This is a genomic window from Nostoc sp. TCL240-02 (assembly GCF_013343235.1).
Taxonomy (GTDB): Bacteria; Cyanobacteriota; Cyanobacteriia; order Cyanobacteriales; family Nostocaceae; genus Nostoc.
The window spans coordinates 6,409,706-6,422,856 of record NZ_CP040094.1; the positions used below are offsets into that span (position 1 = coordinate 6,409,706).

The window sequence follows — 13,151 nt, forward strand, 5'->3', positions numbered from 1 at the left end:
GATAAAAGCAAATAATCAGGTAACTAAAATGGCGAAAGAAATAGAGCGGAAATTTTTAGTGAAAGGAGATAGCTGGAGAGGATTAGTTGAAGGTAGTGTATATCGTCAAGGATATATTGCCACACAAGACAAAGCGGCTGTACGCATACGTATAGTAGGGGAAAAGAGTTATTTGACTATTAAAGGCCCCAGTATAAAATATTCGAGATTAGAGTTTGAGTATCCTATTCCTGTTGAAGATGCTCAAGAAATGCTTGAGGCATTATGTGAACGTCCCTTTATAGAAAAAATCAGATATAAAATCCAATCGGGTGGTTTGATTTGGGAAATAGATGAGTTTGATGGTGTTAATAAAGGATTAATCTTGGCAGAAGTTGAACTGAATGATGAAAATCAACAAATTGAACTACCAAGTTGGATTGGACAAGAAGTTTCTGATGATTCTAGATATTTCAACAGCAATTTAGTAAAACACCCTTTTTCACAATGGTAATGCCGAAAAGGGAGCATCCACTTTTGGAAGAAACACCGGGCGATTGGAAATTGCGGCTATACAGACTAAACCCACCTACGCGGGTTTTAGAGAGTCCGCGCAGGCGGACGAAAGTTTGTATAGCCCATCCCATAACGCATTCGACGCAGAATCTGTTGTTTTAACAATTGAGGACAAAAATTATACTTGTTCTTTATTTTTTTGAGAAGGGTTTCATTATAGACTTAACTCTCGGAATGAATAATATTAATAAATTTTAACAAGCCCTTGTTTTTTAGTGCAATCTATGCAAACCTCATAAATATATACTACTGTAAGTCGACCGATTTAAAGTATTTAAAGTAGATTACCCCAAATTAGTTTTTTTTGAGGTTAGGGTTTCCAATCTGAAAAAAGGTCTTTTATGAATAAAACTGTAAAGGAACTCACAATCAATTTAGTGGTATTAAATATAGTTTTATTAAGCACACTCGGTCTTTTCTGGAAAATCTTAAATCAGTGAAGGAGTCCAATTAGGTCGAGAAAAAGAACCCAAAACTCAGAAGCTAAACAAGCTACTTAAGTATCCACAAGTGAGAAATTTTATGAAAAAACAATATTAGGGACAAAGAGTAAGTGTATTTTAAATGCGGATGAAAGATGATAGTTTATTGCTTCGTCTTTCAGAAATTAGGAGTTACTAAACTTAAGCTGTAACATTACTGGAGAGTAAACTTATGTTTTCTGGACAAATTGAAAGAGAATGTTTATATGGAGAAAATTGGACAATTTCGCAAAAAACTAAATTACCAGATAATCTACAGTTATTAGTGGATCAAGAAGAAGTAGCATGTGATATTTGGGAATTGCAGAGGCAAGAGTCTGATGATAAGCTGATTTATCCAAATCTTAATCAGGCTTCTGCTACGCTACGGCGTAAATAAACCACCAATTCAAAATCAACGAAACGCTTCCGATATAGGAATTACGCATTCTTTGCGCGTCTCATAGATCATTATTTAAGAAGTACTTAAGCGACTATTTCATATTTTGGTGCATCATAATGAGTTCTAAAGAGCATACTGCTCTGACCTGACGCAACCAAGTACCATTTTAACTTTAGCAAAGACGCGATCGCGTTTCCGCAGCCTCTCCTAGAGAAGCATCTCGAAGAGAAGCGGCTTGTCGTAAGATTAGCAGTGGCCAATGTCTACTACAATCAGTCGCTACTGGCTGATATGGGACATAGTTTAAATGATCTCTGTCTAGCAGGTGGGATTGATGAGTCTTGTGCAACTCGTTCGTGAACCGCCTATATTACAAGAAACAGTGTTGAACATTGCACTAGTATTTGCAGCCTTTCATGCTACCTGGGTTACTTTACTTTTTCTACTAGAATCTTCTCCGTATAATATCTCCAGCTATTTCATACAAAATTGAGTTCATCCTGTAAATCTCCCCAATTTGTTTTACCTAGCAAGAGAAGGAATCAATATTAATGGCACATCTGTTTGAACCATTCAAGATTCGTGAAGTTACCTTCCGCAACCGCATTGCTGTTTCACCCATGTGTCAATATTCCAGTACGAATGGATATGCTAATGATTGGCACGTTATTCATTTAGCTTCTCGCGCAGTAGGCGGTGCGGGTATAGTATTCACAGAAGCAGCAGCTATAGAACCGCGTGGGCGCATTAGTCCGCAAGATTTGGGAATCTGGTCAGATGCACATATAGAAACTTTAGCCAAAACTGTGGCATTGATTCATAACTTTGGCGCTGTTGCAGGTATTCAACTTGCTCATGCAGGTAGAAAGGCCAGCACTGCCAAACCCAGCAAGGGAGGGAAAGCGCTGGATGAATCTCAGGAAGGTTGGCGGCCCCTAGTTTCGAGTAGTGCGATCGCTTTTAGCCAAGATAGTCCAGTTCCAGAAGCCCTAAGTCTTGAGGGAATTCAGGAAGTTATTGATGCCTTTGTCCAAGGTGCTAAACGTTCTCTGCAAGCTGGTTTTAAGCTAGTGGAAATCCATGCTGCTCACGGTTATCTACTCCATCAATTTCTCTCACCCCTTGCTAACCAACGGCAAGATGATTATGGTGGTAGCTTTGAAAACCGGATTCGTCTACTCATAGAAGTTGTTCAAGCAGTTCGAGACGTTTGGCCCCAGACAAATCCACTCTGGGTACGTATTTCTGCTACCGATTGGGTAGATGGGGGTTGGGACATCGAGCAAAGTATCGCTTTAAGTGACAAGCTTAAATCTCTAGGAGTTGATCTCATTGATACTTCATCAGGGGGAATCATACCGGGTGTCAAGATCCCAATTCAACCTGGTTATCAGACTCAGTTTGCTGAACGCATCCGCCGCGAAGCAAATATCCATACAGGAGCCGTAGGCTTAATTACAACCCCTGAACAGGCTGACGAGATTATTCGCACAGAAGTAGCCGATATAGTGCTGTTAGGACGCGAACTACTCCGCAATCCTTACTGGCCGCATCTGGCAGCTAAACAGTTAGGACACGATAAACTCTGGCCTGTTCAATACGATCGAGCTTGGCTGTGATGTCGCTTGTACTTAATTTACTATTTGGCGATAGGGGAAATTCATAAATTGCCCCTACCTGAAAATCAGGGCTTGAGACATTTTTGGCGTAAGTCCTGGATAATTAGAAATTAATTTATGAGCCTTCTTTGGCAAGTTGGGCTTTTGCCTGTTGCCACAAATTTTCTAACTCATCCAAACTGTAATCAGAAAGGGGGCGATCGCAAACTGCCTCCATTTTTTCTAATCGCTGGACAAATCGCTGATTTGTACCTTGCAAACCAGCACTAGGATCAAGATTATGCCAACGGGCTAGCTGAATAACTGCAAAGAGTAAATCGCCTAATTCTGCTTGTTGTCGCGCTGGAGTTTCATCAGCTAAAGCCTGTTCAAATTCCCCCAATTCTTCATGAAACTTATCCCAAACGCCCTGAATATTTTCCCATTCAAACCCAATAGCAGCAGCCTTTTGAGAAATCTTCATCGCTGCTGTCAATGGGGGAAGGGTGCGCCCATAACGACCGAGTTTAGAACTAAGTTTTTGCGCGTCTGGGGATGGTTCGCCTTTTTCCGCAGCTTTGATTTGTTCCCAATTTTGCCGCACCTCATCCACACTGGCTACTGACACATCACCAAACACATGAGGATGACGGCGAATCAACTTTTGGGAAATCCCCTGAGTTATTTCTTTGAGAGAAAATTGTCCAGATTCGCTAGCGATTTGGGCTTGCAATACCACCTGTAATAATAAATCGCCTAATTCTTCTGCGATCGCCTTCTGATCCCCACTCTTAATTGCATCCACCACCTCATAAGCTTCTTCAATCACATAAGGCGTAAGCGTTTCGGCAGTTTGCGCCAAATCCCACGGACAACCACCATTAGGCGATCGCAATTTCGCCACCACCTCAATCAATTCCTGCAAAGCTGCCAAAGTCTCAACTTTGTCACTTGTACTGAGCGACTCGTGCCGAGCGGAGCCGAGGTAATCCGAAGTATTTGTCATTTGTCATTTGTCCTTTGTCGTTCTGCCGTTGCTCTTTCTGGTAACTGTAGCTCGACGAGTACCGCGACTTGTAACTTTCCGCTTCTTCATTTTGCCACTAGGAAGCAACCCCCGAACCCCCTGCTTTCGCACGCGCTTATATGCCGAACCACTCCAATCGCTGAGAGAATGGCTCATCGCACCAAGTTCCAATCCTAAAAACAGGGCGATATATTCAGTATCATATTGCAGGAGCGATCGCCCCAAAGTTCCACCCAAATCTTGCCAAGTAAAACTCAGATTCCATAATCTTTCGGCAATTGCCAAAACCAAAATTGCCAAGATAGCTAGCAAACACCCTAGATAAAGTATCCGCAGAATCGTGCCAATAATTGGCCCGTGGGATAAAAAAGAACGATGCCGCAGACTTTTTTGATAAGGTAGCCAAATCCAGCGCAAGAAACCCCAGCGTTGAAATTGCACAGAGTAAATATCTAAATCAGGGCCAAACATCAGCCCTCCAAATAGAAACCCGCCTGCAACCAACAAAGTCGCATTGCTACTGCGAGTCTGCCAGAAAGTAATGCCCGCCACCAACGGCAGAGCATACATAGTAATGCGATCGTGCGTCCGACCAGAGGGCATCCTAAATCCTGTTAGCGATAGCGGGGCGTTGAGCCCGTGCTGAGTAACTTAATACTGAGCCAGTATAAGAGAAAAAAAGATTTTCCCAAAACTACTAGCGCAATGCAAAATCTTCTGCTATATTAGTTAAGGATTGGTCAAAAGGGCGGTTAGCTCAGTTGGTAGAGCGCCTGCCTTACAAGCAGGATGTCATCAGTTCGAGTCTGGTACTGCCCATTAATTAAATTAAGGCTAGAGACAGCTTAGATGCAGTTTCTAGCCTTTTTTAAACGATTCACAATTCTTAATTAGCTAGCTATTATTAACCCATCTTGCATATCTTCAGAATAGAGAGTACTTGCTCTTGCAGATAGGGTTAGGTCTGTATGGGAATCATGGGAATTCGGGACTTCCAGAAAATAAATTATCCAGTAGTTACGGGGTTAAGCCTACAGATAACAGGTGCGTTACGCTGTTGCGCTAAAACACCTTACTGGAATGTTCTTAAATCCCTAATTCCCAGTCAAAATGCCTAATGAAATTTGGTTATCACAATTGCAAAAACATCGTGCGATCGCAGTCATCCGCGCTCCTAAAATCGAAGTGGGAGAGGAAATGGCGATGGCTGTAGCATCTGGGGGAATGCAGCTGATTGAGATTACCTGGAATAGCGATCGCGCTGGAGAATTAATCAGTCAACTACGCTCAAAATTACCAGCTTGTACTATTGGCACTGGTACGTTATTCAATGTGCAACAGCTACAAGAAGCGATCGCATCTGGGGCGCAATTCCTCTTCACACCCCACGTTGACTCAGCAATGATTCAAGCAGCACAAGAAAAAGATATACCTATCATCCCAGGAGCGTTGACTCCTACAGAAATTGTTACCGCTTGGACTCAGGGCGCTAGTTGTGTAAAAGTGTTTCCCGTACAAGCAGTGGGAGGGGCTGATTATATTAAAAGTTTGCAAGGGCCACTAAGTCAGATTCCCTTAATTCCTACAGGCGGTGTCACTCTGGAAAATGCTAAAGAATTTTTGCAAGCCGGAGCGATCGCTGTCGGTTTGAGCGGTGAATTATTTCCCAAAAAGCTTGTCACAGAAGGAAATTGGCAAGCGATCGCATCTAGGGCAAAAAACCTTACACAACAGTTAGGTTAAATTAGAATCAAATCATCAAAAATTCACGTCTATTAAAGTAATAGATAGGGAAATAAAAGTGAAACCTAATAAGTTTCTCAAGACTTCATGATTTGAGTGTGAGTGTATCTAAAATGAAAAAACTGATTTATCCCGACTGGGTGCATCGCTTAAAAATACTCCTTACTGGTACAGTACTGTCTTTAAGTGTTTTTACTACTACTGGAACGAGTGAAGTTTGGGCAAATTCCAAAGATCAAGTAATTGCTCAAAAAATCCAGACATTACAACAATCAGAGCAGCGCTGGATTCAAATTGACCTTTCAAAGCAACGATTAATAGCTTGGGAAGGTGACAGAGTAGTTTATGGAAGTGCTATTTCCTCTGGTAAAAAAGCTACTCCCACTCTTGTTGGTACTTTTAAGGTTCAATCTAAATTCAAAACTACGCGAATGCAGGGAGAAAACTATAATGTTCCCAACGTTCCTTATGCGATGTTTTACGAAGGTAATTATGCTATTCACGGAGCTTATTGGCATAAGAGATTTGGCACTCCAGTAAGCCACGGCTGTGTGAATATCGCACCCAAACATGCAAAATGGCTATTTCAGTGGGCATCAGTAGGGACACCGATAGTCATCCAGAAATAGTAGGTGAAGCAGTCAGAAGGCAATTTAGGTAAAATCATAAATAACAAAAAATCAAGACAATTAAGTAATTCCCAGCAAGATTTTATGCTGGGAATCTTCGGAGTCTGAATTACTGAACTTGAAATAAAATATATAAAAGAGGATTCAGACAAATTTTGGATTTTAGATTTGGTATTTAGGATTAAAATTCCTTTCCTAAATTTGGTATTATCCAGTTTGCCCCAAAGAAATAAGCGTAAATCCTGACAATTACTGTGTGAAACTACAAATGCAAATATTAATTCCGGGAAAATTTGCATTGACGCATTTAAATTACAGATTTTTTTTGTAAAAGTTGTTATTAGTCATTAATGAATGACAAATGACTAATTAGATGCGGATTAGTTTAGGACTGGTTTGGAAAAGCATTAACGGATGAATTGCGTAAATCCTTCACAGCAAATTAGTAATCACCCTGGAAATTTGTAGTTTCCAGAAAATTACTTCACTTCATGATTTTTGCGTACTTTAGAAGGTAAGGCATAATGCAATCCTGGATTCGTAGTGGTGGGATTCGTTCTTCCAAAACTTTTTGTACAGGCGTGGCGTTGATGGTGGTGGCTTTATTTTCTTGGTCAGCACCGTTAGCAGGCGTTCCCGCTTCTCCTGTCGGAGACGCTGCGCGAACGGGTTGCTGTAGGCATCGCCATTCTACTACAGTGATCGCTGCGTCAGTAGATGAAAATGGCATCACTGAGTCTAATATCAGCCAAACATCCCAACCTCGCTTGATTGAAATTGACCTGTCAGAACAACGGTTACGTGCATGGGAAGGCAAAAAACTTGTTTATTCATACCGTATTTCTGGAGGGAAGCGATCAACTCCCACACCCATAGGTAGATTTCGGATTAATTCTAAGTATCGCACTCATCGGATGCGAGGCAGGGGCTACAATATTCCTGATGTTCCTTACACAATGTATTTTTACAGAGGCTACGCCATCCACGGTGCTTACTGGCATAATCGTTTTGGCACTCCAGTCAGCCACGGTTGCGTAAATTTACCTGTTAAGCAAGCACGCAATGTTTACAACTGGGCTAGCTATGGGACTTTAGTAGTGGTGCATAAATAATTCGTAATTAAGAGTTGCAATTCTGCCTTTGATATATGGACGGGTGCGTTCACGAGTTAAGCACCTGTCTATACATATTGCTAAACTAAGAACACATCTTCGAAGTATTTAGGAGCTATGAGCTACCCAACTACTAAACTGCTTACCCTGGATGAGTTTCTGAAGCTCCCAGAAACAAAGCCTGCAAGTGAATATATTAACGGTGAGATTATTCCTAAGCCAATGCCGAAAGGGAAGCATAGTCGATTGCAGCTAAGACTCTGCAATACTATTAACGAAGTAGCAGAAAGCCAAAAAATTGCTTATGCATTTCCAGAGTTGCGCTGTAGCTTTGATATCCGCTCAATTGTCCCTGATGTAGCGGTTTTTAACTGGTCACGAATTCCATTTGATGTTGATGGGGAAGTTCCCAACGATTTTTTGTTGTGGCCAGATTGGACAATTGAAATACTCTCTCCAGAACAGAGTTCAAACCGAGTAATTGGCAACATTCTTTACTGCTTACAACATGGTTGACGATTAGGGTGGTTAATTGATCCAACAGATCGCTCAATTTTGGTTTTCCGTTCGGGCCAACAACCAGTATTACTCCAGGGAGAAGATTTTTTGCCTGTATTACCAGAAATTGAACTTGCACGAACCGTCAATCAAGTTTTTGGATGGTTAAATATGGGTGGTTAAAAATAACTAGACTGCAATCAGAAGTTGCGTAGACTTAGCCCATTGTAGACATCGCTTAATTCTCAAACAAACTAGTATCAACGTGAAAAAAGCTCCCTAACACCTTAGCCATCTCCTGGGTAATTTCTTGTTTTCCACTCATAACTTGAGAAACAACCTCTCTTGAACCAAGAATTTCTACTAACTCAGCTTCTTTAACACTCTGAGCTTCGATTAGATGGAGGAACATAGAGTGCGCCGTTGATTCTCCTATTGGATAATGTTCATCCTCATATTTTTCTATTAGAGTGATCAACAGGTCTAATAATGCCGATTCTTCTAAAGTTCGGTTAACTCGATGAGATAGTTCCTCAGCTAGTGTAATAACTTGCTCATTTTCCTCATCTGTTTTAATAACCTTGGGTTGATATTTAGCAAGCAAACTAGCATAAGTTTCACGGTTAAAAGTAAGGGTCATTTTTCCAGTTATCCTTATCGTATTCTGCGTGCGTCAAAATGTATTTAAGATAAATTATTTGGTCACTATAAACCAAATCAACTATCAGACGATATTTGTTACCTTTGATATTAAAAACAGTAAAATTCCCAACAGCTTCTGCTTGAGGATAAACTGCTTGCACTTGGGCAAGATTATTCCATGTAGCTTTATTGGCAGTCTTATACCAGTTTTTAAGTGCATCACAGGAATCAGCATAATTTTGGCAAAATTCTCGCAGCTTTTTACGACTGATGATGTGCATTATATCTAACTCAACTGTGCCACAAGTTGATTTTCCAAAAGCGTGTCATTCGTTAACAAGTCTTCAACGGTGATTCGCAAAAAGCGTTGTTCATCAACTTGAAAGAGAATTTTGATGCGATCGCTTCCAGGATATCCTGCTGGTTTCAGTTGAGCAATTGTTCTTGCGCCTTCTTGATCGTTGAGAGGCTTGACGCTGGTTTCATTATTATCCAGACGGCGAGTAATTAAGCGATCGCCATCAAAATAAACTTCGGTATTACCTGTATCTGCTCCCAATTCTCCCATAATTAGTTCAATACTAAGCTGATTTTCCAAAGAAGCACCTAGAACTAATTCCACTGGCTGACTCATTGGATATGCCTGTCCAGCTTTAATTAGAGAATGCCATTTGTGGCGTTGATTGCGGCGATCCCAGTAGCGAATACCATAACTATGATACAGAAAGTCTTTGATTTGTATCCCTTGAGCTAACTGTAATGCACCTTGAGCGATCGCTTCAAATGGACGTTCGCAACGGATTTTTTCTGGCTCAAAATACTGTTTTATCCATGTCTGCACTGCTGGTAATTGCACTGTTCCACCAACTAACAAAACGGCATTAATATCAGGAAGTTCTATCCCTTGGCGTTTTGCTTGCTGCAACAGTGTCGTCATCGATTCATCCAATAACTCAAAAAATGCGTGTTCTTTGAGGATATTATCAAAAATGTCGCGGTTTAATTCCAATTCATAACTTTCAAATGTTTCATCATCAAAATAAACTTCACTAGCCTGGTTTTGGGTTGATAGCTGAATTTTTACTCGTTCTGCCAATCGTGTTGTCAAGGGACTTACCGCCAACTCTTGAGTTTTGGCAAAGTAATCTACTAACCAATTATCAATATCAGTACCGCCTAGGTTTTGCCCAGCTTTCGCCAGGACACGGGCAGTTTTAACTTTTTGTTTTGAATCTTCAGCTAGAGACTTATTACCCCACTTGAGGAGAAATCCCAACGGCTTTGTAGTTGCTTGCACGCCTTGATCCAACCGGATAAGGGACAAATCTAAAGTACCGCCGCCGAAGTCAATTACCAAGAGAATTTCTTGATCTGCTAAACCATAACCCAAGGCTGCGGCTGTGGGTTCATCCAGCATCCGCACCTGTTCGACGGGAAGGGATTGGCAAACGTTTCCCAACCAGTGACGATAGGCTTCAAAGCTGTCCACAGGTACGGTTAACACGAGAGAATCTAACCCACCTTCCAGAGGCGCTAGTTCTTCAATTACTTTGGTAAGGAACCATTGCCCTACTTGCTCAAAAGTGACAATTTGCCCATCTAATTCGGGTAAGAAACCTTGGATATCTGCACCAATACCCCGCTTGAAGCTGCGGAAAAATCGCGTTTCGCCTTTGAGGTCAAAACCGCGATCGCGTACTTGTTGACCGACTAAGACTTTATTTTGGGTTGCGTCTTCAACATAAACCAAGCTGGGAATCAGTGGTGGATTGAGACTTTGTTTGATTGATAAACCTGGTAGAGTCAGGGTTTCTGGCTGCTGGGTTACGGGGTTCCAACGAGCAATGACTGTGTTGCTAGTACCAAAATCGATTGCGATCGCCATATTTTATATTTATTATCTCGCACAAAGAGGCTAAAGCTGCTTTATCTGTGATTATTCTCCATAAGCCATCAATAATGCAAATGCGCCAAACGCAATTTTTCTACAGAGTAGTCTATTAACTAATGCTTTTGTTATGGTGCAGCTAGTTTTTATCTGTTCTCTGATGTCAAAACTAGTTCAGTCTGGCTTGTTTGGAAATTCGTCTAGTTATTTCAATTTCTTGCTTAATTTTATCAGCTTCGTCTTGGCATTCCTCTGCTAGTTCTTCAAGATTATTCGCTATTGACGATACCTCTCGTACTAACTGTTTTGTCTGCGCTGATTTGTGATCGTATTTTTGCGAGGCTTCTGTAATTTCAGAAAAAATATCTTTGTATTCTTCAGGCGGATTTTCCAACCACTCGTCAAACTCACTTTGCGGTTTTTGAAGAATAGCAAGAGTTTTTTCCCAGGAGATTTTAAGACGCATATCTAACGTCTTAATCTCCTGGATTTTTGCCTTGAGTTGTTTGGTATTGTTTACTCCAGCTAACTCGTAGACTTTAGCTTTTAGCTCTTGAAGTTTCATAATTACTGTCGAGCATCCCCAATTTAGAGCATTTTATCGATCTACTTATTTTAATTTCTGATAAAGCCTTTCATTCTCTTCACGAAGACGCTGACTCTCTTGAACTAATGTAGCAATTTGCTGTTTTTGCTGTTCAATGAAAGCTCTTGCTTCATCTCTTTGCTGCTTATACCGTTTGGTATGGGCAACTCTTCCACCTAAACTCTTATTATTTTGAGCTAATTCCTGTCTTCGCTTCTCAACTTCATTGTATTTCTTTTTAAGCTGCTCCAGTTCTTTAACCAATTCCACCTGAGCTTTACTCTTTTCAGCTTCAGATTGGAAAGCTTCATTTTCAGCTTTTAACGAGGCAATTCGTGCTTCTAATCTCTTAATTTCTTTGTCTTTGCCAAACAGTTTCTCTTGTAATGCTTTGAGCAGACCCAAGAGCTTGGAGTTTTGTTGATCTTGTTCATTACAAGCTGCTTCAAGCTCATTAGCGCGCTCGCGGAGACGACCAGCCCGATTCTGTAGAACTTTAGCTGTACATTCATACTTAATAACAGCAATAACTCTGCTACGCTCTGGTTCATCCAGTTGTTGAACTTCAGGGCTACGCCAAAGATCATCGTAGTTGGTACAATCATGCCGTAGATCCTGGGTTTTGACGTGTCCAGGAGCCGCAATTAACTCAGAGTTTTTCAGCCGAACTCGGTCATGCCAGTAGTCAAACAATGCCTTGCTGTCGTCCATGATTGTGCGATCGCTTGTAAAATAGCTATTTATCTTTAAACATAGAGTAACTGAAAGCTCAATAGAAGCCGTATTTACTCTGAACTGCTGTAAAAAATCTTCACTTTGTTGAGTAATCTGCTATCTTCCTTGAGTTTGGACTAATTGGCATTTAGCAGCAATGATAATGATATAGAAGGCAAGAGAAAGTGACCTAACTTCTTTTAGAGGCTGAGTTAAGTGGAATCGTTAAAAAAGAAGCAGAAACTAAGCAGCAGTTAGATCAGCATTCTTAAGTGATTCTTCGGTTTTAGGTTTTTTAGATGCGTGTTTTTTGACAGTGGAATAACGAGGACGTTGAGGAGGCTGATGCCCTTGGGCACGCCCAGGTGATTTACCGCGAGTTTTCGGGGGTTGAGCAGGAGTGCCAATACTGGCTAAAATTAGAGGAAAAGCTTGTGCTACACGTCCTGGAGACAGTTTATCCTGAGTCGATTGCCAGGGCAAGAGGGAATCAATACAGGCAACTCTTGCGAACCAGAGTTGCCAAGTTAGCAGGGGCATCAGGTCACTCCATCGCTCTGCCGCCCGAGTAGAACTCAATTGAGGCTGTGTCCAATATAGCCTCTGTTTGGCAAATCGATACCAATGCAAAGCGAGCAAAGCGGCGTAGGTATTTTTGCCAGAGATCCTCTAATAGAGGCATTGTCTGACCCAACCAAGCGAGCCATAAGGGTTGGAACTTACGATTGCGTCCAACTGGTTGGATCACCTTGACGCGAATGATTTCCATTGCCCGGTTTGGGGATTGAAGAAAATGAAACCCACTCCAGCGCATTTCTGGTCGTGACCAAAAGCTATGATCTCCTGCTAGAAATGGCTGCTCTTCTGTCGCTACCTGCTTCACCATCAGTTTCATCAGTTTCCTTCTGGGTGGACGACTATCATGCAGTGCTGCATAAATGCTCGACCATTGCCGTCGAAATACTGGGCTTTGAGACAAGCTGACAAATGATCGGATACTTGGACTTGTCAATACTGCATTCATCAATTCAAATACTGCATCTTTGACCTTCCCCAAACTATCGTAGATAGCTTGGCGGAATTTTTCTAGTTGTGTCAGGATCATCACGTCAATGATTTATCGATTACTTTCATTGACTTTACGGCAGTCAGTGTTACTGCTGACTGCTTTCCTCTAGCCTTTTAGTCCAAAGTCCAGATCTTCGCCATATTTAGACGGGATTTGATAAATGCTTACCCTGCAATTGAACTAGGAATTCTATTTTTGGGGAACGAGCTTAGGCAATACCTGCTCA

At 41.4% G+C, this 13,151-nt stretch carries 13 protein-coding genes, 1 tRNA gene and 2 pseudogenes; 8 read left to right on the forward strand and 8 right to left on the reverse strand.

The genetic code is table 11. From position 1 onward, the window contains the following. Positions 1 to 28: 28 nt before the first annotated feature. From FBB35_RS27275 to namA, 3 genes are all read left to right on the forward strand, one after another. Positions 29 to 493 carry a CYTH domain-containing protein gene (locus tag FBB35_RS27275; RefSeq protein ID WP_174712249.1) on the forward strand — a complete coding sequence of 155 codons (465 nt, stop codon included), beginning with the start codon at positions 29 to 31 and terminating at the stop codon, positions 491 to 493. Between the two features lie 716 nt (positions 494 to 1,209). After that, entirely contained in the window at positions 1,210 to 1,416 is a 207-nt protein-coding gene (locus FBB35_RS27280) for a hypothetical protein (protein WP_174712250.1), read from the forward strand. Between the two features lie 554 nt (positions 1,417 to 1,970). Continuing rightward, positions 1,971 to 3,038 (forward strand): NADPH dehydrogenase NamA, encoded by a 1,068-nt coding sequence (namA, locus tag FBB35_RS27285; RefSeq protein ID WP_174712251.1) that lies wholly within the window; start codon positions 1,971 to 1,973, stop codon positions 3,036 to 3,038. Positions 3,039 to 3,153: 115 nt separating this feature from the next. On the opposite strand, the gene mazG is transcribed toward namA, so the two are convergent. Together mazG and FBB35_RS27295 are read right to left on the reverse strand one after the other, a co-directional pair. Continuing rightward, positions 3,154 to 4,023 (reverse strand): nucleoside triphosphate pyrophosphohydrolase, encoded by an 870-nt coding sequence (mazG, locus tag FBB35_RS27290; protein ID WP_254625705.1) that lies wholly within the window; start codon positions 4,021 to 4,023, stop codon positions 3,154 to 3,156. Positions 4,024 to 4,026: 3 nt separating this feature from the next. Then, a complete protein-coding gene (locus FBB35_RS27295) occupies positions 4,027 to 4,647 on the reverse strand; it encodes a metal-binding protein (RefSeq protein ID WP_174712252.1) in 621 nt (206 codons plus the stop codon). A 143-nt stretch (positions 4,648 to 4,790) separates the two neighbouring features. On the opposite strand from FBB35_RS27295, the gene FBB35_RS27300 reads away from it, so the two are divergent. The 5 genes and pseudogenes from FBB35_RS27300 (at position 4,791) to FBB35_RS27320 (ending at position 8,209) form a co-directional block, all read left to right on the forward strand. Next, positions 4,791 to 4,863 (forward strand) — tRNA-Val (locus tag FBB35_RS27300). 291 nt (positions 4,864 to 5,154) lie between these two features. Then, complete coding sequence (locus FBB35_RS27305; protein ID WP_174712253.1) at positions 5,155 to 5,787, forward strand: bifunctional 4-hydroxy-2-oxoglutarate aldolase/2-dehydro-3-deoxy-phosphogluconate aldolase; 633 nt, start codon at positions 5,155 to 5,157, stop codon at positions 5,785 to 5,787. Positions 5,788 to 5,900: 113 nt separating this feature from the next. Continuing rightward, complete coding sequence (locus tag FBB35_RS27310; RefSeq protein ID WP_174712254.1) at positions 5,901 to 6,416, forward strand: L,D-transpeptidase; 516 nt, start codon at positions 5,901 to 5,903, stop codon at positions 6,414 to 6,416. Positions 6,417 to 6,940: 524 nt separating this feature from the next. Further along, positions 6,941 to 7,528, forward strand: a complete 588-nt coding sequence (locus FBB35_RS27315; protein WP_174712255.1) for a L,D-transpeptidase — start codon at positions 6,941 to 6,943, stop codon at positions 7,526 to 7,528. Positions 7,529 to 7,645: 117 nt separating this feature from the next. Then, positions 7,646 to 8,209 (forward strand): annotated as a pseudogene (locus FBB35_RS27320) (Uma2 family endonuclease). A gap of 55 nt (positions 8,210 to 8,264) precedes the next feature. Here FBB35_RS27320 and FBB35_RS27325 read toward each other — a convergent pair. From FBB35_RS27325 to FBB35_RS27350, 6 genes and pseudogenes are all read right to left on the reverse strand, one after another. Next, positions 8,265 to 8,666 (reverse strand): type II toxin-antitoxin system HigA family antitoxin, encoded by a 402-nt coding sequence (locus FBB35_RS27325; protein ID WP_174712256.1) that lies wholly within the window; start codon positions 8,664 to 8,666, stop codon positions 8,265 to 8,267. Continuing rightward, positions 8,650 to 8,949, reverse strand: coding sequence for a type II toxin-antitoxin system HigB family toxin (locus tag FBB35_RS27330; RefSeq protein ID WP_174712257.1), 300 nt, complete (start codon positions 8,947 to 8,949; stop codon positions 8,650 to 8,652). Before FBB35_RS27330 ends, FBB35_RS27325 begins: the two co-directional genes overlap by 17 nt. Positions 8,950 to 8,954: 5 nt before the next feature. Then, on the reverse strand, positions 8,955 to 10,553 hold the full coding sequence (locus FBB35_RS27335) for an Hsp70 family protein (protein WP_174712258.1): 1,599 nt from the start codon (positions 10,551 to 10,553) through the stop codon (positions 8,955 to 8,957). A 172-nt stretch (positions 10,554 to 10,725) separates the two neighbouring features. Continuing rightward, complete coding sequence (locus tag FBB35_RS27340; RefSeq protein ID WP_174712259.1) at positions 10,726 to 11,121, reverse strand: hypothetical protein; 396 nt, start codon at positions 11,119 to 11,121, stop codon at positions 10,726 to 10,728. A gap of 45 nt (positions 11,122 to 11,166) precedes the next feature. Beyond that, entirely contained in the window at positions 11,167 to 11,853 is a 687-nt protein-coding gene (locus tag FBB35_RS27345) for a hypothetical protein (RefSeq protein ID WP_174712260.1), read from the reverse strand. Between the two features lie 246 nt (positions 11,854 to 12,099). Further along, positions 12,100 to 12,961 (reverse strand): annotated as a pseudogene (locus FBB35_RS27350) (hypothetical protein). Positions 12,962 to 13,151: the final 190 nt, after the last annotated feature.